The organism is Acinetobacter sp. TR3 (genome assembly GCF_027105055.1).
Taxonomy (GTDB): Bacteria; Pseudomonadota; Gammaproteobacteria; order Pseudomonadales; family Moraxellaceae; genus Acinetobacter.
On sequence record NZ_CP114264.1, the window covers coordinates 1,592,739 to 1,617,871 of the forward strand.

Here is a 25,133-nt window from a genome sequence, read left to right on the forward strand (position 1 = left end):
TGGTAGTGGAAATGAGATGTTTAAGGATTATCGATGAAAATATGTGTTTATGGTGCAGGCAGTATTGGATGCTATCTTGGCGGTAGACTGGTTGCTGCAGGTTATGACATAGATTTTATTGTTCGTCCTAAAATTCAGCAAGAACTTCAAACCTATGGTTTAACTGTTTCAGATTACACAGGACTCAAGCAAACGATTGCTGCAAATAAATTAAAAATGAGCATTGATCCGATTGCTGCTGCTCATGCAGATATTATTTTGGTTTGTGTAAAATCGGCATCTACTGAACAAGTAGCCCTTGAATTAAAAGATATTTTAAAGAAAAAGACCATTATTATTAGTTTTCAAAATGGCTTAAGTAATGTGGGGATTTTAAAACAAATTCTCACTGAACACACTATCCTTGAAGGTATGGTACCTTTTAATGTGGCAGCTTTAGGAAATGGTATATTTCATCAAGGAACGGATGGGGTTTTGTATGTCAAAAGCCATGCTCAATTAGATGAATTTGTGCGTGCATTTAAAAAAGCAAAGTTAGAAATTCAGCTAGAGCAGGATATGCAAGCTGTGCAATGGGCAAAATTATTATTGAACTTAAATAATTCAATCAATGCGCTATCCCAACTTCCACTGAAACAAGAATTATCTATTCTAGAATATCGTCAGTGTTTGGCACTTGCTCAATTAGAAACATTGAATCTATTAAAAATAGCCAAAATTAAACCAGCAAAACTGACTCCACTTCCAGCACAATTTATTCCTAAAATTTTAAAACTCCCCAATCCTATATTTAAGATTATCAGTAAGAAAATGCTTGCCATTGATCCGCTTGCACGTTCTTCCATGGCTGATGATTTAATGGCTGGAAGAAAAACTGAAATTGATTGGATCAATGGTGAGGTTGTTTATTTAGCTAGACAATTGAATCTAACAGCACCAATTAACCAAAAATTAATTGAGTTGGTAAAACGAGCAGAATTACGATCTGAACCAAAAGCATGGTCTGGATCAAAACTTAAAGCACAGTTAACGCAATTGTGATTCGATTATGCATAAAAAAAGCGTATAGCATCTCTATACGCTTTTTTGATAAAAATCTTAGATTAGACTGTTTTTACAGCATCTTGAGGGGCAAATTTCGTAATTAATATGCCGAATATAGTCGCGAAAATATACATAAAAATTGAATACACAGCAGCAGGCATCGCGATGGTGGTACTTGCCATAATAGTGAGAGCAATCGTCATGGCTAAGGTACTGTTATGAATCCCGATCTCAAATGCACATGCACGTGGTTGATATGAATTAATACCAAGTATAACCAAAAGAGAACTTTGACCGACAATGATGCTCACCAGCAAATTAGGGGCTCAACATGAAACAACCAATATCGGTTCTGAAAGTAATAATTATATGGTCGGTGTTCAGTTAAATGTACCGCTATATGATGATGGACTCAATAGAGCAAATATTAATAAAGCTCAAGTCGATATTGAGCTTGCTAATCAGAAAATCAAAAGTCTAGAATTAGATTTGAATCAGCGTATCAGGACGACTTACGCACAACTTCAAACCATTCGTCAAAATAAAGATGCACTGCAAAATGCAATTGATGCAGCTTCAATCGCATTTGTTTATACGCGTAAAGAATTTGAACTGGGTACAAAAACAACATTACAGTGCAGTAATTCATGCACTGAGACCTATTTATAATTTTTGTAAATACGAAAAGTATGCCTCTACCGAAGTTGGGTGACTCAGTGAAATATCATGTATTACACACGTTATTATGTCACCCACAATCGCTTGTCTTACACCATCGTATGCTCGAAGATGCCTACAAACTATCAAGAAAAATAGGTATAGGTGTTGTAAGTTTTACCTTATCTCATAAAGATCCACGCTATCAACTTAACTCATTTTATAAAGGTGAACGTCTAACAGGAATGCATGGTTTTATCAGTTTTGCTAGAAACCGTCGTATAAATTTTGATAATAATTTGATTCCATACTTGGGAGTAGGGCGGATTTAATTGTTCATAAATAGGCTAGAAAAACAGACAAAAGTTATCAATTACATAAAATACTTCTATAATAGCGCCCATTATGACTAGAGTCAGTTTTTGTTCAGATGAATGAATGACTCTAGCTACTCTTTTTAAATCAATTTCTTATCCGCGATTCGGGTTATTGATCAATATTTGAAATTTTATGTGTCTGTGCTGACACATAAGAATATTTAGGTGCCAGCATGGAAATCAAGGTTAATTATCTCGACAATCTTCGACAAGAAGCCAAGTTCGATGATTTTACAGTTATCGCTGACCAACCCATTCGTTATAAAGGTGATGGTTCTGCACCGGGTCCATTTGACTACTTTTTAGCATCATCAGCATTATGTGCAGCTTACTTCGTTAAAGTATATTGTGCAGCTCGTGATATTCCGACTGATAATATTCGTTTGTCACAAAACAATATTGTTGATCCAGAAAACCGTTATAAACAAATTTTCAAAATTCAAGTTGAATTACCTGCTGATATTTCTGAAAAAGACCGTCAAGGCATCTTACGTTCAATTGATCGTTGTACCGTTAAAAAAGTAATTCAAACGGGTCCTGAATTTATCATTGAAGAAGTTGAAAGTATTGATGCGGATGCACAAGCACTGCTGATGCCAAGTCTGACTTCAGAAAGCAGCACTTATATCGCAGGGAAAGATTTACCACTAGAAGAAACCATTGCCAACATGTCTGGTATTTTGGCGAATCTAGGTATGAAGATCGAAATTGCATCTTGGCGTAATATTGTGCCGAATGTCTGGTCTTTACATATCCGTGATGCGCAATCACCAATGTGCTTCACCAATGGTAAAGGTTCTACCAAAGAAAGTGCTTTAGCATCAGCTTTAGGTGAGTTTATTGAACGCTTGAACTGTAACTTTTTCTATAATGATCAGTTTTGGGGCGAAGAAATTGCCAATGCAGAATTTGTCCATTATCCAGACGAAAAGTGGTTCAAACCAGGCCCGAAAGGTAAATTACCCAAAGAAATTTTGGATGAATATTGCCTTGAAATTTACAACCCAGATAATGAACTATTGGGTACGCATTTATATGATACCAACTCAGGCAATACAGAGCGTGGTATTTGTTCATTGCCATTTGTGCGTCAGTCAGATCAGGAAGTTGTGTATTTCCCATCGAATCTGATTGAAAACTTGTACCTAAGTAATGGAATGAGTGCAGGTAATACTTTAGCTGAAGCACAAGTTCAATGTTTATCTGAGATTTTTGAGCGTGCTGTTAAACGTGAAATTTTAGAGGGTGAAATTGCTTTACCTGATGTACCTCAAGAAGTATTAGCAAAATACCCAAGTATTTTGGCGGGCATCCAAGGTTTAGAAGAACAAGGTTTTCCTGTTTTAGTGAAAGATGCTTCTTTGGGCGGTGATTTCCCAGTGATGTGTGTGACACTAATGAACCCACGTACGGGAGGTGTTTTTGCCTCATTCGGTGCACATCCAAGTTTTGAAGTGGCGTTGGAACGTAGTCTAACCGAACTCTTACAAGGACGTAGTTTTGAAGGTTTAAATGATCTTCCTCAACCAACTTTCCAAAGTGAGGCAGTCACTGAGCCAAATAATTTTGTTGAACACTTTATTGACTCAAGTGGCTTAGTTTCATGGCGTTTCTTTAGTGCAAAATCAGACTATGACTTTGTCGAGTGGGATTTCACCAATGACGGTGAAAACTCAAATGAGGAAGAAGCGGCTGAATTGTTTAGCATTTTGGAAGAAATGGGCAAAGAAGTATATATGGCTGTCTATAAGCATTTAGGTGCAACAGCATGTCGTATCTTAGTTCCTGATTATTCTGAAATTTATTTGGTCGAAGATTTAATTTGGGATAACACCAATAAAGCGTTGGCATTCCGTGAAGACATTTTAAATCTGCATCGTTTGGATCAAACTCAACTTGAAGCTTTGGCCGAACGTTTAGAAGAATGTGAATTAGATGACTATACTGAAATCGCGACCTTGATTGGCATTGAATTTGATGACAATACCGTGTGGGGACAGTTGACTATTCTTGAGCTCAAACTATTGATCTATATTGCATTAGAACAGTTTGAAGAAGCCAAAGAACTGGTTGAAACCTTCTTACAATACAATACCAATACTGTTGAACGTGGATTATTCTATCAATGCATGAACGTAGTACTTGAAGTATTGCTCGATGATGAGATGGAATTAGAAGATTATGAAACGAATTTCCGTCGTATGTTTGGTAACGAACGTATGGATGCAGTCATCGGATCTGTAGAAGGAAATGTTCGTTTTTATGGTCTCACACCAACAAGTATGAAACTTGAAGGGCTTGATCGCCATTTACGTTTGATTGATAGCTATAAGAAATTGCATCAAGCGCGTGCAAAGGCTGTCGGAGTAGCTGTGTAAATACAAGCTAAACGTTGAACCCTTAAAAAGTGCATGTTGATCATGCACTTTTTTATTGTAAAAGTATTAAGAATTTGTAATTCAATAAGAAATATTTTAAGAGAAAATAAAAGTTATCTTCAGATATGTGTTAATTGTTTTAAAAAACATCGCTTCATAAGTTAGATCGTCTTTTTTCCTAATCCATAAAAATATGTCAATAAAATGCCTAAAATGGGTTGACATTAAAGTTCACTTTAATCTTAAAGTAAAACCATACAAAATGAGGGCACAAGAAATGAATGTGTTTGAAAGACTGGTTTTCCCAAATGGTTCTCGTATTCCAAACCGCATTGCAAAAGCAGCAATGGAAGAAAATATGGCTGATCTAAACCATGCGCCATCAGAAGCATTAATGCGTTTATATCAAGCATGGGCAGATGGCGGTGTTGGTTTAATCATTACTGGAAATGTGATGGTAGATCGTCGTGCCATGACTGGACCAGGTGGTGTGGTACTAGAAGATGAAAAATATTTAGACACCTTTAAACGTTGGGCACAAATTGGGCGCTCTAAAGGTGCTCAAGTTTGGCTGCAAATCAATCATCCTGGTCGACAAATGCAATCGAATTTGGGACAACAAACTTGGGCACCATCAGCTGTTGCATTAGATCTAGGCAAAATGTCTAATCGCTTCAATCTTCCAATTGAAATGACGCAAGAGATGATTGAGGAGGTGATTCAACGTTTTGCTAATACCGCTCGTTTAGGTGAAAAAGCGGGATTTAATGGCGTGGAAATCCACGCTGCACATGGTTATTTACTTAGTCAGTTTTTATCACCACTAAGCAACAAACGGCAAGACCGATGGGGTGGCTCACTAGAAAATCGTGCGCGGATTTTGATTGAAGTAGTAAAAGCGGTACGTGCCGTCGTGTCAGAAAAATTTACGGTAGCCGTAAAATTGAATTCTGCTGATTTCCAGCGTGGTGGCTTCAGTGCAGAAGATGCTCAAGAAGTGGTGAAAATGTTGAACGAACTACCTGTAGATTTGGTTGAGCTCTCAGGTGGAAGTTATGAAGCACCTGCAATGCAAGGTCAAGCTAGAGATGGACGAACCTTAGCACGAGAAGCCTATTTTTTAGAGTTTGCCCAAGAGATTCGTAAAGTCGCGAAAATGCCAGTGATGGTAACAGGTGGAATTCGTCGTAAACAGATTGCAGAACAAGTGATTGAAAGTGGTGTCGATATGGTTGGAATTGCTACCGCTTTGGCAATCGATCCTAATTTACCAAACCAATGGAAACAAGGTCAAAATATTGCACCAGAGCTAAGACCTATTACTTGGGAAAATAAAACATTGGCTTCTCTAGCCAATATGGCGACAGTAAAATTCCAGTTGCGTAAACTAAGTTTAGGTAAAAAAACCAATTCCAAAGTTTCACCTCTATGGGCATTGATTTTACAGCAAGCTGCGATGGCACGTCGTACTCGCCAATATAAAAACAATATGCGTAATTATGTTGCGTATCAATAACAGAGATTTCATATGACAAATACGAATAATTTAAATTGGATGATATACGGCGCGAATGGTTATACGGGTGAGCTAATTGCCCGAGAGGCTGTGCGACAAGGGCTAAAACCTATCTTGGCAGGACGTAATCAAACGAAAGTAGCTGAATTAGCTCAGGAACTTGGTCTTGAATTCCGTGCCTTTGGGCTAGATGAGGTTACTCAGATCAGCAAACAGTTAGAAGGTTTGCATCTAGTTATGCATTGTGCAGGGCCTTTCTCATCAACGTCAAAGCCGATGATGCAAGCATGTATTAATGCTGGTGCGCACTATTTAGATATTACAGGTGAGATTTCTGTTTTTGAATTGGCACAGTCTTTAGATGCTCAAGCACAGCAAGCAAATATTGTGCTCTGTCCAGGTGTTGGGTTTGACGTTATTCCAACAGATTGTGTCGCAGCTGCACTGAAAGAGGCTTTACCAGATGCAACTCATTTGGCATTGGGTTTTGATTCTAAAACTGGGCTTTCCCCCGGAACTGCAAAAACCAGTACCGAGGGTATGGCTGATGGCGGAAAAATCCGTAAAAATGGAAAAATCATTACAGTACCTTTAGCACACCATGTTCGCCAGATTGATTTTGGTGATGGTCAAAAAAGTGCAATGAGTGTACCTTGGGGCGATGTAGCTACGGCATTTTATACGACAGGAATTGCTAATATCGAGGTGTTTGTACCTGCATCCCCAAAAGTAATTTTTGGTGCAAAAATGTTGAATAGCTTGCGTCCGCTATTAAAACTTCAAGTCATGCAAAAAATGATGAAATCTATAATTGGAAAATCAGTTGTTGGACCTAATGCGGAGCTACGTGCCAAGCTCCCAACCTATGTATGGGGTGAGGCTAGAAATGCTCAAGAACAGGTCAAAACAGCACGAATTCAAACTGAAAATGCTTATAGCTTAACTGTGAATGGTGCGCTGACGGTAGTTCGTTATTTACTTGAACAAAAAGTGAAAGGTGGAACATATACGCCAGCCAAATTAATGGGTTATCAACTCGTAACCCAAATCAAAGGTTCAGGTGCATTAATTATTACTTAAATGAAGTTATTTAATTTCCCAGCCAGAAAAATATTATAAATATGATTCTGGCTTTTTTATTACATTTTTAAGATTAATTTAAAATTTGAAATCATAGGGGTATTTATATATAAATTTTATTTTTAGATAATTTTTTGTATTTAGTAATTGGATTTAATTCAGTATAAAAATAATGAAAATAATAAAGGAATAATTCTTAAATTTTCAGATAAATATTTATGATTAATATAAAAGACATTCTCATCGGAGAATGTCTTTCGTGAAGGATTCATTTTTTAGTCTTATCTTTTTATTTTATCTAAAGATGGCATCGGAATAGGCATATTCAGCGCCAATTGAGCATCTTTGACGACATCTAAACGTAGTACTTTATTTGCACCTAGCTCATCTAGCAATTTGCTCAGAGGACCACCACTACGAACTAGCTCGACATTTTTAGGAAATAACTTTTGACCAAAAGCCAATGTATTTGATTGCACAGAAGTTTGATGCCATTGACCATCGACTTGATTAAACATCGTCTTGGTTTCAATGCGAGATTGAGGTTTGACGTTGTTAATGGTTGGTATTGGTGCAGTTAAACTGAGATCAGGTTTTCCGTCTGTATTATAGATATGAGCCTGAACCTGTTGATGATCAATTTTCATGTCTATTGGCGTCAACCATTTTGGCAACTGATACCCATACACACCACGCACACGTGCAATCTCTGTGTCCACGGGTAAGGCAAGTACATAACCATAATAATTATGCTTTCTCATTGAGCTTAATAATTCAGTTGAATGAAAGTAATGAGCGTTTGGTTGGCGAACAACGATCGCAACAGAAACCTCGTCATAAGGATCAACATCGCCAACCGCATACGAGAAGAAAGTCAGCGAAACTAAACCATAAAGGCTCAAGTGGAGACGGTAGTTTTGCTTTTAATTTATTTATAGGTGCCAACATGAGGAGTTGTACATTACTGGTACGGTAATAAAAATTTGGGGACCAAACTTTTCCCACTCGTGTTTCAACTAGTTTTTTAGGAATAGTTCGAAAGTAATCAATATTTCCCGCAGCTGGGTCTTTTGCAACTTCATCTAAATTAGGATTCATCCGAAAACGATCATAATAACCACCTTTAGGTACATTGACTTTATATGGGCCAAATTCGACGACTGTAGTGGATTGCGTATTATTGCTCATTGTCTGTGCTACCGTGCTAGGGGTTAAATTATTTTCTGCTGCTTGAGTAGAAATACCTAGAAATAGGCTGATTGATATTGCAATGATAGAACGATTTAAATGATTAAGATGAAACATGATCATATGACTCCTATAGATCTCACTGAAATGCTAAGATTAAAGTAAGGTTTAAGGTCAAGTTTATTTTTAATAAAATGAGAAAAATTAAAATTAAAAAATAAAATATTGGACACAATTAATCACAAAAACCAGATTTCGTGAATCTGGTTTTTAAATATCAATATTAAAACTTAATTTAAACTTTTTAATTTTTTCACGACTGCTTCTCTGTTTTGTCGCATGAAGTTGAGACGCTGTTTCAGACGAATATGCATAATTACCTGCAAAAACAAACGTAACAATAGGAATTAACCCTTTACGAATATTCCCAACTTTGAACATGGCAGGTTCCTCATTAATTACCTGAGTCCAATGCTATACTTAAAGTTAGGTTTAAGGTCAAGCTGTTTGTGCATCAAATCATCGTAGCTTTCTAAATTTTAGAATAAGTTCAAAAATATCAAGTGCTATGCTCATGATCTTGACAGCTTTGAATAATCTATTTGATACTTTACGCCACGATAAAATAACAATGAGATCTAAGGGTTGGCTAAACCATTACATCGAAGAATGATTCCAGAAACCTATGTTCATCTACTATTTGAATATCTGGAAGCACAAGGACATGATCCAGAAAAAGTATTAGGTGAGCCTTGGCCTGTTCATGACGAAAATGGTCTCGGTGGCGTTGCAATTGAACATTGGGAAAACCTATTACAAATTGCAAAAGATTATTTAAATGATCCATTGATTGGCTTGCATGTGGGACAAACGATTACTGCGAGACATCTTGGAATCATTGGCGCGGTACTTTCCACTTGTGATAATTTTTTTACAGCCGTACAGCGTTTTGAACGTTATCAGAGGCTTATTTTTGATGTTATGCCTGCAAATATTCAACTACTTGCTGACTGTGTAGAGTTAACTTGGGATGTTAGTGAACATCAAGAAGGTGGTTTAGTCGACGAAACTGGTCGAACGGTGATGGTGCAGTTTGCTCGAAGCTTAATTCGCGGTAAAGAAAGTTTACAAGCGGTTCATTTTATTCATGAACAACCTGAAGATATTAGAGCTTATGAAGAATACTTTGGTTGTCCTGTTCTTTTCGAACAACAGGTTCCATTGATTCGATTCGGGTTAGAAATGTTAAGTTTACCTTTAAAAACCCCTGATACAGCTTTGATGGCCATACTGGATAAACATGCTGATCAACAGCTAGCACGTCTACCACAAGTCGAAGAAATTATAGAACAGGTTCGTAAGCAGATTGCTTATTTACTGCATCAAGGTGAACCAGAGATTGATCAGCTTGCTGAAAGATTACATTTATCGCGTCGAACATTACAAAGGCGATTAATTGAAGTTGACACAAATTTTCGAAAAGAATTAAATCTAGTGCGTTATGAATTAGCAAAATCTTATTTAATCGATTCAAGATTGCAAATTATAGATATTGCTCTGTTACTCGGATACTCTGAACATAGTGCGTTTACCCGAGCCTATAAAGAATGGTCGGGTAAAACACCACAGCAAGAAAGAGAATCTTTCAATATAAATTCAATGAATTGATCTGATTTTAATCCTGCTTTTCTGCCAGCCGCATCGTTTGTTTCAGTTGTTTTTGATTGAATCCGATCAGCTCAATAATGTTACGAAATAATCCCGGAGCATTGGCAACGAATTTATTACTTTTAGGTACAATCACAATATCTTTGCGTTTTTCAATGCCTTCAACCAGTTCTGAGACCACAGTTTCAATGGCTACATATTTCCAGATCCCTGTATTACCATTCCAAACGGCTTTACCTGCTGGGTTTGATTGTACTGCATCCATCATCGGTGTTTGGAAGAAGGTGGGGTGAAAACTGCCCACGTCAATATTCAAATGTTTAAGTTCCAAACGTAGGCTATCGCACAATGCCCAAACACCTGCTTTGCTTGAAGTGTAATGCGTATTTAAAGGGGAATGTACAAATGCTGCTAAGGACGAAATCGCCAATAGATAGCCTTGGGTTTCTTTTACATAAGGTAGCGCAGAACGAAATGTACGAAATACACCTGTTAAATTAATATCAATCGTTCGCTCAAAAGTTTCAGGTGCCATATGTTCCAGTGATGCTGGATTACCAACACCCGCATTGGCAATCACGACATCAATTTTGCCAAAATGCTTTGCAGCACTTGCCATCGCAGTTTCTAAACTTGCTAAAGAGCAAACATCTGCTTGCCATCCTACTGCGACACTGTTTCCGCCTAAATCATTTGCTTGTTGTGTGACTTTATTTAAGTCTAAATCTAGTAATGCTAACTTAGCACCTTTATCGCGTAATGCCTGTGCTGTTGCTTGACCTAAGCCACCCGTTGAACCTGTAATGACGACAACTTTATCTTTTAATTGATATTTACTCATGATTTTTACTCGATTAGATAGCGACTGTACGTTTTAGAAAATTAATTTGATCATTCACTACATGCTCAAATGCATCACCGATATAAATTTCAAAATGACCATAGTGATAGCGTTTAATTTCTTTTTCAGGAGTTTGATTGGCATAACGCAAAGTTGCTTTGGAGGGTGCAACACTGTCAGTTTCACAAACACAATATAATACAGGGGCTTTTATTTTCTTGGCTTGATGCCCGGGATAGTAACGAATGATGTCTAGTGCAAAACGTGCTGCGACATAATTCTTATAATCTGGATCATATTTAGTTAATTCGAGTGAACCTGAATGTGCATCTGCTGCATTCATTAGTGCTGTATTACCAGGTGTTGCGGACAAAGGCACCATTACAGGTTCATTTCCCAGTACAGCACCTATGCGATCACGTAATGCCAAAGCCGTGAGTTTTAACGAAGTCACTGGATTCATGACTAGACTTGACGAAAGTCCATCTGTGAATGGACATTGAGAAATGACCGCACGGATATTTGAATCTTGGGCAGCCGTAGCTAGAACATGTCCTCCAGAAAAAGAGGATCCCCAAAGAATAATTTTTGAATGATCTATTCCTGATAATTGACGTGCATAAGCTATCGCAGCTTTCCAGTCCTCAAGTTGGCGGTTAATGTCTAAAAGTTGTCTTGGTTGACCTTCACTGTCCCCAAAATGCCGATAATCAAAAACAAGGCAGGCATATCCTGCTGCTACAAAACGTTCGGCAAAAGCAGTTAGACGCATTTTTCGAGTGCCACCAAGCCCATGAGCCATGATGATAATTGGGGATGAGGATTTCTGCGCTGGACGATATAAATATGCACTACATTTCAAATCACCAGAATTAAAGTAAATATCGCTTGGTTGTGATCTTTCACTATTTTTGCTGCTCATCGCTATTTCCTAATGATGGGGCGTAGCGCTATTTTTGAGCAAAGTTAAGGTATGATCTTGATAGAAACCGCCATATCACTTGATATTTTACGCCAATTTATTTAACTGCTTTATAACCAAACTTAATAACGTATTAATTCTTATCATTTTCATAATATAGATTGAGTAATCGCTTGGCATTTTCTGCACAAGTAATTTCATCTGGTTTATTGTTGATTGCAAAAATCATCATTTTTAGGTTTTGCTTACTTGTCGCTAGTTTTTGTTCTAATTCCTCAATGTCTTTAATTTTACTTTCTAGAATGTTTATAAGTGTATCATGGTCCCAATTTGCAGCATTTGATGGTAAGAATGCTTTAATTTCTGTAAGTGAAAAACCAACTTGTTGAGCTTGCTGAATTAAAAAAAGCTGTTTGAGGTCATCATCACTATACTCTCGATAACCATTCGCTTTACGTTTTGCTTTAGGCAACAGTTTGATTTGTTCATAATAACGAATCGTCGGTGTAGTTAAACCGCTGTGTTTTGATAATTCGCTAATATTCATTTTACTGATTCCCTCTTGACATTGAAGTTAACTTTAGACTTATAGTGATGCAAAAGCAAGATTAAAAATAATGCTAAAGCAGAGGTAAGATATGTCAAAACGTATATTGCACGTTGTCACTAATGTTGCTCAATATGAAGGAATTGATCAGCCTACAGGTCTATGGTTAGGTGAGCTGACCCATGCATATGATGAGTTTGAAAAACAAAATTATATTCAAGATATTGTTAGCCCTCTGGGAGGTAAGTCTCCAATTGAGCCAAAATCATTAGGACTTTTCGTTGCTGATCAATCCGTTTTGAAAAGAAAAAATGATCAAACATTTATGCAACTACTCGAAAATACTAAAAAACCATCTGAAATCAATTGGGAAGACTATGATGTAATTTATTACACGGGTGGGCACGGCGTGATGTGGGATTTTTTAAATAATGCCGAACTTCAAGAAATGACCAGAAAAATTTATGAAAAAGGTGGCATAGTTTCTAGTGTCTGTCATGGTTACTGTGGGCTATTGAATGTTCGCCTTTCGGATGGTGAATATCTAATAAAAGATAAAAAAATAACTGGCTTTGCATGGACTGAAGAGATTTTAGCAGGTGTGGCAAAAAAAGTTCCCTATAATGCTGAACAGTTAGCGAAACAACATGGGGCAGTTTATTCTAAAAAATTCATTCCTTTTGCACCCTATGTGGTTCGAGATGGCAATTTGATTACAGGTCAAAATCCATTTTCTGCTCGCCCAACGGCTCAAGCAATTATTGAGCGTTTATCAAATCATTAATTTTTCAAAGAGAGCGATTTAAAAACATTTTGATCATATGCTCTGTCTCTACCTACGGTATACAGAGCATTTAAAAATATTAGATAGATGGTGGAAAACGTACTTGTTCAATCATAGAAAATTGTGAATACTCATGCCCGAAAATTTAGACTATAAGATTATCTTTTGGGGTTAGGCAATTACTGTGAAAACATATCCATTTACATTTTCTCGTTTACACAAAGCGTTACTGGCGGTTGGTTCATTTTCATGCCTCGGGCTAAGCTCAGTATTGGTACATGCTGAAGATGGAAATAAGGTATCCCGATTAGAAACAATCACAGTAAACGCCCAAGCAGCAGAAAGCGTATATTTTCAACCAAAGGTGAATTTATCTGGTTTTACGCAACAAAATATCGCTGAGATTCCTGCATCTATTCATACTGTAACGGCTGAGCGAATTGCTGATCAACATGCGAAAACATTAACGGATGTTGTGAAAAATGATGCTGCGGTAGGTGATGGTTACGCCCCAATTGGCTATTACTCAAACTTTATGATGCGTGGTTTCGCGCTGAACCTTGGTTCAAGCTACTTGCTCAATGGTAACTTACTCCGTGGTGAACAAAATGTCGGGCTGGAAAACAAAGAACAAGTCGAGATTTTAAAGGGTATGAGTGCCATTCAAAGTGGCATGTCGACACCTGCGGGTGTGGTTAATTATGTAAGCAAACGTCCTAAAGACATCCGTTCAATGACCGTTGATGCAGATAGTCATGGCGGTAATCGTATCGCAGCGGACTTGGGTGGATTTTTAGGAACTGAGCAACAATTTGGTTATCGAATGAATTTGGCGCATGAGGAAATCCATCCGCATGTAGAACATGCCAATGGTAAACGCTTATTTGGCTCTTTGGCTTTAGATTGGAACATTTCCGATCGTTCAAAACTAGAATTTGATATTGAATCACAGCGTCAACGTCAGCGTTCAGTACCAGGTTATCAATTACTTGATGGTAAAACAGTACCCACTGACGTGGAGTGGGATCGTTTACTTGGCTATCAAAGTTGGAGCCAACCTGTCATCAATCAAAGTCTAAATACGGGCTTAAAATATACGCATCGTCTCAATGATGATTGGACAGCAAACTTATCCGCTTCACAAAGCCGTGTAGTCGTTGATGATTATTCTGCCTTTCCATGGGGCTGTTATAGTGATATTTGTCAAACCAAAGGAAGCTCTTTTGACGAAAATGGCAATTATGATATTTATGACTTCCGCAGTCCTGATGATAGTTATCTGACCAATCAATTTAAAGCAGGATTAAATGGTCAATTCAGTACTGGCACATGGCAACATAAACTGAGTTTAGAATTATCACAGACCTATAAACGACATACACAATATAATTCTATCTTTCAGCTAGCATCGGAAAGTCCTCAATCTACAGGAAATATTTATAATGATCCTGTGACTTATATACCGAGTGAAAAAACTTTAGGAAAACATTACAAATCATTAGCGAGTCAGCAAACTGCATTCAATTTACTTGATCAAGTTAAATTTAATAATACTTGGTCAGCTCTAGTTGGCGGAAAATTACTTCATTTAAATGAAGATGCTTATAATGCTGAGGGAAGCAATATCCGCAAGACCAATTTTAATCGTTTCTTACCGCAATTTGCTGTGATGTATCAACTTTGGGAAACGGCTCATGTCTATGTATCTTATGCCAAAGGTTTAAGTGATGGAGGGCAAGCACCATCATATGCTAATAATCCACTTACTATATTAGCACCTAAACATTCAACTCAATATGAGTGGGGCTTTAAGCAGCAGTGGCAAGATTTACTTTTTACTGCGGCATTATTTGATTTAAAACAAGATAACCAATATACCAATACTTCAAATGATTTCGTAAAAGATGGTGAACAACATAACCTTGGTTTGGAACTTGGTCTGCAAGGACGTCTTGTTCAAAATTTAGATGTGACATCGACTATGGCGCTCACACGTTCACGCTTAAAAGACATACAATCATCTGAATATCAGGGTCATCAAACCCAAAATGTACCGACTGTACGTTTGGCGAGTAATATTTCATATCAAGTCCCTCAAGTAGAAGGATTACGTTTACTTGCTGGTATACAATACAGTAGCAGTAAATATGCGAATAAATCAGCTACAGTAAAAGTGCCGAGCTATACCTTATTTAACGTGGGTTCAGCCTATAACTTCCGTGCTTATGGCTATGAAAACACGTTAAGATTCAATGTAGATAATCTATTTAATAAAAAATATTGGCGAGATGTAGGTAGCTTCTTCGGTGATGATTATTTATTTCTTGGTACACCACGTACAGCACAATTGTCTTGGAGTGTGAATTTTTAATTGCATCAGTTGAATGTGGTAAATAAATTCAGGCATCAAGTACAGCACTAATAATCATATGATGGTAGGGGCTGTGCTTGATACTTCATGTCACATAAAATTAAGTGATATGATTTTAAAATAAAAATAATTAATTAAATTCGAATACTTAGAATATAGTTGTGCTTTGAAATTCCAATTTTCTAGCGTTGTCTTTTAGCTCTTTATTCCATTTTTTATCCCTTTTTAAAGATACAATCAGATCTAATCTAAACTTTTATTTTCAAGAAATTTATGTTGGTTTTACTGACTTAATTTATAAAATCTGATGACTCAGCTTGCTGCCTTTCATTCGCAATGGATACAACAAAAACCTTAACATGAATTTTACTCATCTTGAGGTTAGATTAAATCATTTTTATTCATCTAATGATTGCGGTATAAATCACTCCATAGAGAAATTTAGATTTTATTGCAAAAATTAGGATACCAATCATCATGAGTACAGAGTTTGCATGTTCAATTAAACGCATTCGTTTTGATGAAAACTATCAACCAGCGGATAGCACACGTCTAACGACTAATTTTGCCAACTTAGCACGCGGTGAAAGTCGAGAGCAGAATCTTCGTAATACGCTTCGAATGATTAATAATCGTTTCAATGCTTTAGCACAAACAGATAACCCAAATGGTGACCGTTATTCACTTGAAATTGATATTATTTCTGCAGATTTAGATATTGAAGGTAATGGCATAACTTTTCCAATCATTGAAATGTTGAAAAGCACCATTACCGATCACCATACCAATCAACGTATTGAAGGCATGATTGGCAATAGTTTCTCATCTTATGTACGTGATTATGATTTTAGTGTGGTGCTGAAAGAACACAATAAAGAGAACTCAACTTCGTATGCACCAGAAGGTTTCGGTGATTTACACGGTAAACTTTATCAATATTTAGTAAATTCAGATACTTTTAAGGCTGAATTTAATCAACAACCTGTCATTTGTTTAAGTGTTTCAACGGCAAGGACTTATCAGCGTACTGTTAATGAGCATCCAGTTTTAGGTGTTGAGTATAAACAAGATGCATACTCACGTACTGATGAATATTTCCACAAAATGGGCTTACAGGTTCGCTTCTTCATGCCGAAAGGTAGCGTTGCACCTTTAGCATTCTATTTTTCGGGTGATTTATTACGTGATTACACTGACTTCGAGCTGATCAGTGCAATTAGTACCATGGAAACTTTCCAAAAGATCTACCGTCCTGAAATTTACAATGCAAATTCTTCAGCAGCACAGGTCTATCAAGCAAGTCTAGAGTACCCAGATTACTCCTTAACACGAATTGTTTACGACCGTGTAGAGCGTGGTCAGCTTGCTGTAAAACAAGGTAAATGGACGGAAGAAAACTTTATCAAGCCTTATCAAAATATCCTTGAGCAATGGGCTGCGAATTACACCGTAGACAGTAACGCTGCTTAATTTACCTGAAATAGAGATAGAAGATTTACAATGGCAATTTTATTACCAACATCAACGGCTGGCAGTTTACCAAAACCTTCATGGCTTGCTGAGCCTGAAAAACTTTGGTCACCTTGGAAATTAGAGGGTGAGGCATTAATCGAAGCAAAGCAAGATGCCTTGCGTTTATCTCTGCAAGAACAGATCCATGCAGGGATTGATATTGTCAGCGATGGTGAGCAAACACGCCAACATTTTGTCACAACATTTATTGAACACCTTGATGGTGTGGATTTTGAGAAGCGTGAAACGGTGCGTATCCGTAATCGTTATGATGCAAGTGTTCCATCTGTAGTCGGTGCAGTCTCTCGCCAAAAGCCAGTTTTCGTGGAAGATGCCAAGTTTTTACGTAGCCAAACCACACAACCAATCAAATGGGCACTTCCAGGTCCAATGACCATGATTGACACGTTATATGATGGTCACTATAAAAGCCGTGAAAAACTGGCTTGGGAATTTGCCAAGATTCTTAATCAAGAAGCGCTTGAATTGGAAGCTGCGGGTGTCGACATTATTCAATTTGATGAACCTGCGTTTAATGTGTTCTTTGATGAGGTAAATGATTGGGGTGTTGCCACTTTAGAAAGAGCGCTTGAAGGTCTTAAATGTGAAACAGCCGTACATATCTGCTATGGCTATGGCATCAAAGCCAATACCGATTGGAAAAAGACTTTGGGTTCAGAGTGGCGTCAATACGAAGAAGCTTTTCCTAAGCTACAAAAATCTAAGCTCGATATCATCTCACTCGAATGCCAAAACTCTCGTGTGCCAATGGATCTAATTGAACTGATTCGCGGTAAAAAAGTCATGGTTGGTGCGATTGATGTGGCAACCAATAATATTGAAACAGCGGATGAGGTTGCAGATACGCTACGTAAAGCGCTTCAGTTTGTCGATGCTGATAAACTTTATCCATCTACCAACTGTGGAATGGCGCCTTTATCTCGTCAAGTAGCACGCGGCAAGCTGAATGCCTTGAGTGCAGGTGCAGAAATTATCCGAAAAGAGCTCGCCGTTTAGTATTTAGCAATTTGGAAATATCGAATGGGCTACTTATTAATTTAGTTAGTAGCCCATTCAGTTTGAAATAATTTAGATGTGCAAATGTGACGCAAGTGTGTGTTAGGGCTTAATCTAAAGAAAAGCTACAGTTCAATTTAGGAATAAGATGATGATTGAAGCAACTGACTTTAGAAATGCGATGTCTTTACTGACAAGTGCAGTGAATGTAGTGACTACAGCGGGAGCGTCTGGTCGTCATGGATTTACCGCATCTGCTGTATGTAGCGTTACGGATACACCTCCGACATTATTGGTGTGTATGAATACAGCCTCTAGGTCACATGCACATTTTATTGAAAATGAAACTTTAACTGTGAATGTTTTAGGCGCGCAACATCAGCATATTTCCAATGTATTTTCTTCTAAGTTGACGTCTGAAGAGCGTTTTAAATATGGAACTTGGACTAAATTAAAAACAGGTGCACCTGTTTTAGAGGATGCTCTTGTCAGTTTTGATTGTCAGATTGAACAAATTCAGGAAGTAGGAACACATACTATTTTTATTTGTCGTACAGTTGCGATTCAAAAAGGTCAGCATGAACATAGTCTGGTGTATTTTAATCGCGCTTATCACCAAGTGGGTGAGACTGAAGTTGCTTAAATTAACATTCGCTATTTATCTAATATTAACCTTCAATCAAGTAAGTATGTCGTGGAATTAATCATTTTTTTAGCTATAGGTGCATTAGCGGGATTTGCTGCTGGGCTTTTTGGTGTTGGCGGTGGACTCATCATCGTACCACTTTTATATGTGGTCTTTACGCAAATGGGGTATGATTCTGAAGTTGTGATGCATCTTGCTTTGGGTACTTCATTAGCCACGATTATTGTGACGTCTATCAGCTCATTAATGGCGCATAATAAAAATGGTGCAGTAATTTGGCCTGTATTCAAAAATCTGACTCCTGGTTTAGTCATTGGGTCATTTTTTGGTGCAGGTATTGCGGGATTACTATCAAGGGAACATTTACAACTGATTATTGGTGTTTTTGTGATTTGGGTTGCATATCAGATGTTTACTGGTGCAAAAAAAGTCATTGATCAGAATAAAGCACTTCCTTCAGCAGCTAAACAAGTATTTGCTGGTACTGGAATCGGCGTTGCATCTGCAATTTTTGGGATTGGAGGAGGGAGCTTAACTGTACCTTATCTCAATCATTATGGTGTGGTCATGCAAAGAGCGGTGGGAACATCTGCTGCATGTGGCTTACCTATCGCAATCGCAGGTGCGCTAGGGTTTATGTTATTTGGTATGAAAGAACAAATAAATGTTCAGAACAGCATTGGTTTTGTTCATATTTATGCTTTTCTTGGTATCAGTGCGATGAGCTTTTTCACCGCAAAGCTAGGTGCTAAAGTGGCACATGCTTTATCACCGCAAATGTTAAAAAAATGCTTTGCTGTATTGTTACTTATTGTCGGATGTTTTTTCCTTTTTAAAGGAATACGTTGAAATATAATAGGTTGATTATTCAAAAGCTCATTAGATATGGGCTTTTATAAATTAGAGCTTAATGGATCTATTTTTTAACTCTTTGAGATATAAATAGTTAGCAAATCAAGAGTAGACGATATTCGCCTTCATTTTCAATAGGTGCTCTATGAACACAAGGTAAAACGTGCTGCGTCGGGTGATCAACTGCTAGACGCCAAAGATGTCCTGAACCTAAATTTAAAGGTCTTGCATCAGGGAGCGGCTGGTAATGTAAATCGAAGAAATAATCTTGTAGAAAACTTTCAAATTCAGCTTCTGAGCCATGATGTAATTCTTTAAGTTTCTCTCTAATTTCAGGAATTAAAATCTTTTGCTCAACTTGATCGCTTGGCAAAATCTCACTTGCCGCACCGTGATAAGTACATAAAAAAGTATCAGTTGGGATGGGGGAACGATCAACATGAAATGAATACACATCAGTTGAAATAAAATTTAACTCATCATCACGTTCGTAATTTTGAATTAAGTTAAGGGTAGGTGAAGCGCCGAAATCACTTAATAGCTGCATATCTTTTAAGATGATTTCTCTTGCTAAATGACCTTGTTCGGAAAGTTGCAAAGCCAATAAATCATCAACCGAAACCTCAGTGATATTTTCCTTTAGTTCAAGCTGTTTTACGATTTCTTGAAAATCTCCATTCAGGTTTCTATACCAACAAATCGCATTTCTATCTCCTTGAAAATTAGAACCGACAAGTTCAGAGAAACTAGAAACCACATTAATTTGCTTGTGGTCAGAAAATGCATTCTTCATAAAAAAGTAAATAAATTAGAAAATATGTTTAATGATACACAGTTCAATCACGTTAACAACGATAGGTGGAATAGTATTTTTCAAACATTTATCTTTTCATGCCTTATAACAATGAAATAAAGTATTTTAAATAGATACTGAGAGTGATACTTTCCACAGCTCGTTATGAGCAAATTTATGCTCAAAAAATCATATAAAAAATAATTATGCGCAAATATATTCACAAAAATAAAAAAATAGAGTATTTTTGAGAAAATAATTGCTCATTTATATCAATGAAAAAATTAACAATACAGGCGTTACTTGATCAAAGTTGGTTTGATATTGCTGAACTTACGCTATTAGAACCGAAACTAGGCTCAGCAAGTGCTAGTGAATTAGCTTACGAGTTAGAATACGCAATCCACAATTTGGATAAACGAGATGAGCATGCCTGTAGTCTATCACTACCTGTACAAATACTTATAAAACATGAATCTAAGTCATGGTTTGGTTTTTTAGATGATATTGTTCCATCAGGTGCTGCCCGCCGTTATTGGGTGAATTTTCTAGGCCTGCAAAGACTAACTCATGCAGAGCAAGATAGTATTTTATTAGAAAAAGGTGGCATCGCACCCGTAGGCAATTTGAGAATTAAAGAAGCTCTTCCAGCAATCAATCCTGAATCAACTCTACATCTACGTTATTTTAGTCAAATTGATGTTGCTGATCGAAATGTAGATTTTCTTGAATATGCACAGCAAATGGGGGCAATTAGTGGTGGTGCAACGGGAGCAGGTGGTGAAGCTCCAAAATTACTAATTCGTGCTACCAAAGATCAAAATATTTGGATTGATACTTATCAACAAAACTTTGATCAACCTGATCAACACTATCTAGTTAAATTTCCTCGGAATAATCGTGCTGAGATAGACTGTAATATTCTCAGAGCAGAATACTATTATTATCAAGAACTAAAAGAATTAGGTTTCAAGACCATTGAAACAACAGAAATGAAGCTGATTGAAGGTGAAAAATATCCATCTTTATGGCTGCCGAGGTTTGATGTCGAATGGCACAATCAACAATGGCATCGTCATGGGCTTGAATCCATCTATTCAATATTAAATAAAGCTTCAGGTAGTCATCTCAATCACTTTGAAGTGATTGAAAATCTATGTAAGTTACTTATATCTATTGATTCCGAATTTGATTCAACACAATTCATTTGTGAATGGTTACAAAGGGACTTATTGAATATTATTTTTGGTAATTCTGATAATCATGGACGAAATACTTCATTTCTAAAAAAATCTGGAAAAATTTCGCTTGCTCCAATTTATGATTTCGCTCCAATGAAAGTTGATCCAGAAGTTGTTACAAGGTCAACAACTTGGGGAAGTCCTTATGAGGAAGGAGGAGAATATCAATGGGATAAAATTACCCAAAAACTAGAACATTTATGCGATCCAAATTTATCTCTAACGACATTAAAATCTTTGGCAAGTCATCTTGTTGGCTTAAAACAAAGATTACTTGATAGAGGTGTACCAAAGCAGATTATAGAGATACCAGCGCTTTCATTCGACTACGTTGAAGCTAAATTAGAAAGATGGGAACTATTATGAATATAAAAAATCAGACTCAAGATCGCCAACAAATCCTGATAGATCTATATATGCAATACTTATTGAATGAAATAACATTGGGACAATTATTGGCGTATTTACGCAAAAACATTCTAAGTATGTCTCAAGAACAATATGCAAATTTAGTCGGTGTAAGTCGTAGGACGTTAACTGATATTGAACAGGATAAAGGAAAACTTACTCAATCTGTTTTAGACAAGGTCTTTAAACCACTTGGATTGAAAGCAGGACTTGTACCGACTCATGAGCACATTGTGAAAAAAATTATTAAACCATTAGAATGAGATCAATGGCAAAGTCTAACTCTGTGTACCAAGATTGTGTAACCTAAATTAAAATGCTGGGGCTAGGGTTTTGATAGCTAAGATTTCTGTTTGGCTTTTTGGCGTAAGACATACAAATATAAGCTTTCTACTTTTTCACGTGCCCATGGTGTGGTACGCAAGAATCGCAATGATGATTTAACACTTGGATCTATGCAAAAACATCTAATTTCAATTTTAAGGCTTAAGCCTTCAAAGCCACCGTAGTAATCTAATAATTCATCCAAAATGTCAGCAAGTTTTTTGCCATGTAGAGGGTCATTGGAGGCGTTCATAATAGATCAACCATATTTGGGGAGACGTCATTATAACCTGAGTGAGTTGAAATAGGTCAGCATCACAAGGCTGATGCAATCATGGCTTTAATCCATAAGCCTTTCGCGTAGCGGTCTGATTTCTGCATAACTTATATTACTATCATTAGGATACTCAGTAATGTGATGTATAATCTTAGATTATTACGTTACTAAGCTATGGCAACAAACAGTGTTGTGTAGGCTACAGTCTCGGAGATCTTATTTAACATAAAATTAAGTTATGCGTTATCCGATGTTCATAACAAAAAAATGATGTAAAAAAGGGAACATTAAGTTCCCTTTCTTTTTGAGAAAAATTCGCAACTCGGGGAGTCCACGTCTTCTAATGGTGGACTCTAGTCCCGAATTCGGGAAAAAATAGCGAAACTCACGCTTCGATTTCGCTAAATATAATGATTAGTCTGCTTTTTTTACTTCTTCGATATATTTTGTTACATCTTTGGCTTTTATGTCATTTAAGTGCTTGTAAAGCAAAGCATTAATTATATCTGCTTCCTCAATTCTTTCCTTTGTTTCAATAATGAAATCCAAAGACAAACTTTTAATTTGCTCTGTGAATTCGCCACGAATTCTATAAGTTTTTGATAAATCAGCTTTTTTCATTTCATTGTTCAACATGGTTAAGTGTGATGATATTATTTTATCACAAGTTGTGGCATTACGTGCAATTGTGTTATGTTTACGTTAATTCATTACATGTGATGCTGTTGCATGAACGATCATATTTGCATAAATATTCCATTCGCTGACCAGTACGTTTTATGTGGTCATGATGGTCTGTATGCATTTATTGATTTTGACCCACTTTGTATGGATATTCCTCTAGCATCACGTTCCGTTCACATGAACTTAGACGGTACGTTAAACGCTTCCGCTTTATTTCATCCTTACGAGTCATTACCTACACATTACACGGGGATGGCTTGTAAGGTTTTTTTTGATTCCTCGTACTGGCCGTATGTACAGATTAAGGCTTCGCCTGCAAAACTTTTACAAGGTCACAATGTATTTGCTGACATAACGTTAGAGCAGGGTGCTGCCGAAATGCTTGGTTACTTGCACATGGCTTATCCAGTTCTTTGCGAAAAATTGGATATATCAAAAGCTTGGGTTTCACACATTGATGTCACGTATTCAGCTCGTGTTAAAGATCAGCACACAGCCAAGCAAGTTCTTGAATTTATGAGCCGTGTTTCAAACGGTCAAACACGACTTAGCAATAAACGCTATGACAGCACAACTTACTGGGGCGGTGAATCATCACGCTTAATTAATCACAAGTGCTATCTCAAACATGATGAATATCTCATCCAGTTTGACGCTCAAAAGCAACTTGCGAAAAAGAATGATAAAGCTGCCATGCGTGTAGTTGAAATTATGTCAGATATTCGGTTGTTCAATTGGACAGTCGGGTTATTACGTTTTGAATCACGTATGAAAAAACGATGGTTAGAACGTAACGGTGTACCTACTAACTTGATCGAATTAATCAAATTCGAGAGAGAAAATCCCAACCTTTTGCAAACACTTTGGATAAAAGCCACAAGTAGTATTTTTGATGCCTTGAGGGGTCAAACTATGAAAATTACAGACGATTCTAGTGTTTATCGTGCAATTGAAACTTCGGAAGTAGTTTTAACCAATAGCGGTAAACCATCGCCAACACGGGTACGTAATTTATTTGCTGCCTATTGTCTTATACGTGAAAAGGGTCTCGAAGACCTTAAATCAAATTATTCAAAAACGGCTTTTTATAAGCTTGTTGCTGATTTATGTGAATGCGGTTTCTCGAAAGCGTATCTACAAAACTTGCACGATGACAAGGCTAAAAACATCATTCCGTTCGTGAAGCTCGTTGAGATCGACTTCAATCAACAACTGCCTGAGTGGTATGAACCGCCAGTGTCACAGTTTAACTACCTAATTGCTTAGGAGCATATAGCATGAGCGCAATTGAACAACCAATTTTAACAATCGCAGGCATCCGTAAATCACAGGGTAATTTCCGTTCTGATGATGGTAAATCTGTTGACTACAGCAACACTGTAGTAACTGTTTTACAGCCGTTCAATGAACGTGAGATCGGTGAGGGTGCAATCGGCTTAAAGTCTACAGAGTACAAAATTAAAGGTGCTCAATTCTTCCATGATTATGAGCATGTAGAACTTCCTGCTAAAGCACAGCTTTTATTCAAATTGGACGTATCAGGCAAAGTTCCAGTAGCGCAATTGATCGCACTCAACTTTGAACCGCATAAAGCATCTACAACAACAACAAAGCCTGTTGCTGCAAGTGCGTAATCGTCACCATTACGGAACGGTACATTACAGCCGTTCCATAGGTGTTTTAACTGCAAGTGATTTCAACAAGATCAACGAACATTTAGAAATCACATTGCAGCAATTACAACAAACAGACTGTGCTGATCAAGCCATAACAGATTTAAAACTCTTGATTCAGAAAGTCAGTCATAACGGGGAAATAGCAAGATGAAATTTAATTTTAGAGCTTACGTTCCAAAAGTTACGCCTGTTTTTACTGACTCGTACTGGAACTCTTATACATCTTGCGATTCGTGGTTTTGGTCAGACGAGTATTTCGCATGAGTCACTTATCTTACGAATGCTCTAAATGTGGCAACACATTTTTTTATGAACAGATTTATTTCCTGC

General features: G+C 37.2%; 22 protein-coding genes and 4 pseudogenes. 18 read left to right on the top strand and 8 right to left on the bottom strand.

Annotated elements, in window-relative coordinates; translation table 11 throughout:
* Nucleotides 1-33 precede the first annotated feature (33 nt).
* Entirely contained in the window at nt 34-1,041 is a 1,008-nt protein-coding gene (locus tag O1449_RS07475; RefSeq protein WP_269239611.1) for a 2-dehydropantoate 2-reductase, read from the top strand.
* A gap of 62 nt (nt 1,042-1,103) precedes the next feature.
* On the opposite strand, the pseudogene O1449_RS07480 reads toward O1449_RS07475, so the two are convergent.
* Nucleotides 1,104-1,319: pseudogene (locus O1449_RS07480) on the bottom strand (bile acid:sodium symporter family protein); the annotation flags it as partial.
* Here O1449_RS07480 and O1449_RS07485 point away from each other — a divergent pair.
* The 5 genes and pseudogenes from O1449_RS07485 to O1449_RS07505 all read left to right on the top strand — a co-directional run.
* Nucleotides 1,315-1,692, top strand: a pseudogene (locus O1449_RS07485) (TolC family protein); the annotation flags it as partial. The pseudogenes O1449_RS07480 and O1449_RS07485 overlap by 5 nt on opposite strands.
* Nucleotides 1,673-2,033 (top strand): annotated as a pseudogene (locus O1449_RS07490) (hypothetical protein); the annotation flags it as partial. The pseudogenes O1449_RS07485 and O1449_RS07490, both read left to right, overlap by 20 nt.
* 218 nt (nt 2,034-2,251) lie before the next feature.
* Nucleotides 2,252-4,456 carry an OsmC domain/YcaO domain-containing protein gene (locus O1449_RS07495; RefSeq protein WP_269239612.1) on the top strand — a complete coding sequence of 735 codons (2,205 nt, stop codon included), beginning with the start codon at nt 2,252-2,254 and terminating at the stop codon, nt 4,454-4,456.
* A gap of 277 nt (nt 4,457-4,733) precedes the next feature.
* Complete coding sequence (locus O1449_RS07500; RefSeq protein ID WP_269239613.1) at nt 4,734-5,972, top strand: NADH:flavin oxidoreductase/NADH oxidase family protein; 1,239 nt, start codon at nt 4,734-4,736, stop codon at nt 5,970-5,972.
* A 12-nt stretch (nt 5,973-5,984) separates the two neighbouring features.
* Nucleotides 5,985-7,052: a saccharopine dehydrogenase family protein gene (locus O1449_RS07505; protein ID WP_269239614.1), complete on the top strand. Its 1,068-nt coding sequence runs from the start codon at nt 5,985-5,987 to the stop codon at nt 7,050-7,052.
* A gap of 281 nt (nt 7,053-7,333) precedes the next feature.
* Here O1449_RS07505 and O1449_RS07510 read toward each other — a convergent pair.
* Nucleotides 7,334-8,357: pseudogene (locus O1449_RS07510) on the bottom strand (acetoacetate decarboxylase family protein).
* A 552-nt stretch (nt 8,358-8,909) separates the two neighbouring features.
* Here O1449_RS07510 and O1449_RS07515 point away from each other — a divergent pair.
* Complete coding sequence (locus O1449_RS07515) at nt 8,910-9,908, top strand: AraC family transcriptional regulator (protein ID WP_269239680.1); 999 nt, start codon at nt 8,910-8,912, stop codon at nt 9,906-9,908.
* 7 nt (nt 9,909-9,915) lie between these two features.
* Here the strand turns inward: O1449_RS07515 and O1449_RS07520 are convergent, their stop codons facing one another.
* The 3 genes from O1449_RS07520 to O1449_RS07530 all read right to left on the bottom strand — a co-directional run bounded on the left by O1449_RS07520 (nt 9,916) and on the right by O1449_RS07530 (nt 12,218).
* Complete coding sequence (locus O1449_RS07520) at nt 9,916-10,749, bottom strand: SDR family NAD(P)-dependent oxidoreductase (protein ID WP_269239615.1); 834 nt, start codon at nt 10,747-10,749, stop codon at nt 9,916-9,918.
* 13 nt (nt 10,750-10,762) lie between these two features.
* Entirely contained in the window at nt 10,763-11,671 is a 909-nt protein-coding gene (locus O1449_RS07525) for an alpha/beta hydrolase (RefSeq protein ID WP_269239616.1), read from the bottom strand.
* A gap of 133 nt (nt 11,672-11,804) precedes the next feature.
* Nucleotides 11,805-12,218, bottom strand: coding sequence for a MerR family transcriptional regulator (locus tag O1449_RS07530; RefSeq protein WP_269239617.1), 414 nt, complete (start codon nt 12,216-12,218; stop codon nt 11,805-11,807).
* Between the two features lie 91 nt (nt 12,219-12,309).
* On the opposite strand from O1449_RS07530, the gene O1449_RS07535 reads away from it, so the two are divergent.
* The 6 genes from O1449_RS07535 (at nt 12,310) to O1449_RS07560 (ending at nt 19,397) form a co-directional block, all read left to right on the top strand.
* Nucleotides 12,310-13,002 (top strand): type 1 glutamine amidotransferase domain-containing protein, encoded by a 693-nt coding sequence (locus tag O1449_RS07535; RefSeq protein WP_269239618.1) that lies wholly within the window; start codon nt 12,310-12,312, stop codon nt 13,000-13,002.
* Between the two features lie 184 nt (nt 13,003-13,186).
* Nucleotides 13,187-15,373 carry a TonB-dependent siderophore receptor gene (locus O1449_RS07540; protein ID WP_269239619.1) on the top strand — a complete coding sequence of 729 codons (2,187 nt, stop codon included), beginning with the start codon at nt 13,187-13,189 and terminating at the stop codon, nt 15,371-15,373.
* A gap of 477 nt (nt 15,374-15,850) precedes the next feature.
* Nucleotides 15,851-16,843: a DUF1852 domain-containing protein gene (locus tag O1449_RS07545; RefSeq protein WP_269239620.1), complete on the top strand. Its 993-nt coding sequence runs from the start codon at nt 15,851-15,853 to the stop codon at nt 16,841-16,843.
* A gap of 30 nt (nt 16,844-16,873) precedes the next feature.
* Nucleotides 16,874-17,902 carry a methionine synthase gene (locus O1449_RS07550; protein ID WP_269239621.1) on the top strand — a complete coding sequence of 343 codons (1,029 nt, stop codon included), beginning with the start codon at nt 16,874-16,876 and terminating at the stop codon, nt 17,900-17,902.
* A 151-nt stretch (nt 17,903-18,053) separates the two neighbouring features.
* Complete coding sequence (locus tag O1449_RS07555) at nt 18,054-18,545, top strand: flavin reductase (protein WP_269239681.1); 492 nt, start codon at nt 18,054-18,056, stop codon at nt 18,543-18,545.
* Nucleotides 18,546-18,596: 51 nt separating this feature from the next.
* Nucleotides 18,597-19,397, top strand: a complete 801-nt coding sequence (locus tag O1449_RS07560) for a sulfite exporter TauE/SafE family protein (RefSeq protein ID WP_269239622.1) — start codon at nt 18,597-18,599, stop codon at nt 19,395-19,397.
* A gap of 97 nt (nt 19,398-19,494) precedes the next feature.
* On the opposite strand, the gene O1449_RS07565 is transcribed toward O1449_RS07560, so the two are convergent.
* Nucleotides 19,495-20,193, bottom strand: coding sequence for a DUF1826 domain-containing protein (locus O1449_RS07565; protein ID WP_269239623.1), 699 nt, complete (start codon nt 20,191-20,193; stop codon nt 19,495-19,497).
* A gap of 275 nt (nt 20,194-20,468) precedes the next feature.
* Here O1449_RS07565 and O1449_RS07570 point away from each other — a divergent pair, with 275 nt between their 5' ends.
* Both O1449_RS07570 and O1449_RS07575 read left to right on the top strand, forming a co-directional pair.
* On the top strand, nt 20,469-21,800 hold the full coding sequence (locus O1449_RS07570; RefSeq protein ID WP_269239624.1) for a type II toxin-antitoxin system HipA family toxin: 1,332 nt from the start codon (nt 20,469-20,471) through the stop codon (nt 21,798-21,800).
* Nucleotides 21,797-22,105 (top strand): helix-turn-helix domain-containing protein, encoded by a 309-nt coding sequence (locus O1449_RS07575; RefSeq protein ID WP_269239625.1) that lies wholly within the window; start codon nt 21,797-21,799, stop codon nt 22,103-22,105. Before O1449_RS07570 ends, O1449_RS07575 begins: the two co-directional genes overlap by 4 nt.
* A gap of 77 nt (nt 22,106-22,182) precedes the next feature.
* On the opposite strand, the gene O1449_RS07580 is transcribed toward O1449_RS07575, so the two are convergent.
* Both O1449_RS07580 and O1449_RS07585 read right to left on the bottom strand, forming a co-directional pair.
* Complete coding sequence (locus tag O1449_RS07580) at nt 22,183-22,419, bottom strand: VF530 family protein (protein ID WP_269239626.1); 237 nt, start codon at nt 22,417-22,419, stop codon at nt 22,183-22,185.
* A gap of 438 nt (nt 22,420-22,857) precedes the next feature.
* A complete protein-coding gene (locus O1449_RS07585; protein WP_269239627.1) occupies nt 22,858-23,064 on the bottom strand; it encodes a hypothetical protein in 207 nt (68 codons plus the stop codon).
* Nucleotides 23,065-23,172: 108 nt separating this feature from the next.
* Between O1449_RS07585 and O1449_RS07590 the strand changes: the two genes are divergently transcribed.
* Genes O1449_RS07590 through O1449_RS07600 form a run of 3 tightly spaced genes read left to right on the top strand, consistent with a single transcriptional unit; the run spans nt 23,173 to nt 24,954 of the window.
* Nucleotides 23,173-24,393 (top strand): phage/plasmid replication protein, II/X family, encoded by a 1,221-nt coding sequence (locus tag O1449_RS07590; RefSeq protein ID WP_269239628.1) that lies wholly within the window; start codon nt 23,173-23,175, stop codon nt 24,391-24,393.
* Between the two features lie 11 nt (nt 24,394-24,404).
* A complete protein-coding gene (locus O1449_RS07595; RefSeq protein WP_269239629.1) occupies nt 24,405-24,761 on the top strand; it encodes a hypothetical protein in 357 nt (118 codons plus the stop codon).
* A complete protein-coding gene (locus O1449_RS07600; RefSeq protein ID WP_269239630.1) occupies nt 24,754-24,954 on the top strand; it encodes a hypothetical protein in 201 nt (66 codons plus the stop codon). Before O1449_RS07595 ends, O1449_RS07600 begins: the two co-directional genes overlap by 8 nt.
* The last annotated feature ends 179 nt before the right edge of the window (nt 24,955-25,133 follow it).

What these genes read in the sequence shown, in the direction of transcription:
- O1449_RS07545 (WP_269239620.1), top strand. Translation starts at nt 15,851, where the DNA reads ATGAGTACAGAGTTTGCATGTTCAATTAAACGCATTCGTTTTGATGAA.
- O1449_RS07525 (WP_269239616.1), bottom strand. Translation starts at nt 11,671, where the DNA reads ATGAGCAGCAAAAATAGTGAAAGATCACAACCAAGCGATATTTACTTT.
- O1449_RS07580 (WP_269239626.1), bottom strand. Translation starts at nt 22,419, where the DNA reads ATGAACGCCTCCAATGACCCTCTACATGGCAAAAAACTTGCTGACATT.
- O1449_RS07475 (WP_269239611.1), top strand. Translation starts at nt 34, where the DNA reads ATGAAAATATGTGTTTATGGTGCAGGCAGTATTGGATGCTATCTTGGC.
- O1449_RS07550 (WP_269239621.1), top strand. Translation starts at nt 16,874, where the DNA reads ATGGCAATTTTATTACCAACATCAACGGCTGGCAGTTTACCAAAACCT.
- O1449_RS07500 (WP_269239613.1), top strand. Translation starts at nt 4,734, where the DNA reads ATGAATGTGTTTGAAAGACTGGTTTTCCCAAATGGTTCTCGTATTCCA.
- O1449_RS07555 (WP_269239681.1), top strand. Translation starts at nt 18,054, where the DNA reads ATGATTGAAGCAACTGACTTTAGAAATGCGATGTCTTTACTGACAAGT.
- O1449_RS07535 (WP_269239618.1), top strand. Translation starts at nt 12,310, where the DNA reads ATGTCAAAACGTATATTGCACGTTGTCACTAATGTTGCTCAATATGAA.
- O1449_RS07515 (WP_269239680.1), top strand. Translation starts at nt 8,910, where the DNA reads ATGATTCCAGAAACCTATGTTCATCTACTATTTGAATATCTGGAAGCA.
- O1449_RS07590 (WP_269239628.1), top strand. Translation starts at nt 23,173, where the DNA reads ATGAACGATCATATTTGCATAAATATTCCATTCGCTGACCAGTACGTT.
- O1449_RS07570 (WP_269239624.1), top strand. Translation starts at nt 20,469, where the DNA reads ATGAAAAAATTAACAATACAGGCGTTACTTGATCAAAGTTGGTTTGAT.
- O1449_RS07575 (WP_269239625.1), top strand. Translation starts at nt 21,797, where the DNA reads ATGAATATAAAAAATCAGACTCAAGATCGCCAACAAATCCTGATAGAT.
- O1449_RS07585 (WP_269239627.1), bottom strand. Translation starts at nt 23,064, where the DNA reads ATGAAAAAAGCTGATTTATCAAAAACTTATAGAATTCGTGGCGAATTC.
- O1449_RS07530 (WP_269239617.1), bottom strand. Translation starts at nt 12,218, where the DNA reads ATGAATATTAGCGAATTATCAAAACACAGCGGTTTAACTACACCGACG.
- O1449_RS07595 (WP_269239629.1), top strand. Translation starts at nt 24,405, where the DNA reads ATGAGCGCAATTGAACAACCAATTTTAACAATCGCAGGCATCCGTAAA.
- O1449_RS07565 (WP_269239623.1), bottom strand. Translation starts at nt 20,193, where the DNA reads ATGAAGAATGCATTTTCTGACCACAAGCAAATTAATGTGGTTTCTAGT.
- O1449_RS07505 (WP_269239614.1), top strand. Translation starts at nt 5,985, where the DNA reads ATGACAAATACGAATAATTTAAATTGGATGATATACGGCGCGAATGGT.
- O1449_RS07520 (WP_269239615.1), bottom strand. Translation starts at nt 10,749, where the DNA reads ATGAGTAAATATCAATTAAAAGATAAAGTTGTCGTCATTACAGGTTCA.
- O1449_RS07495 (WP_269239612.1), top strand. Translation starts at nt 2,252, where the DNA reads ATGGAAATCAAGGTTAATTATCTCGACAATCTTCGACAAGAAGCCAAG.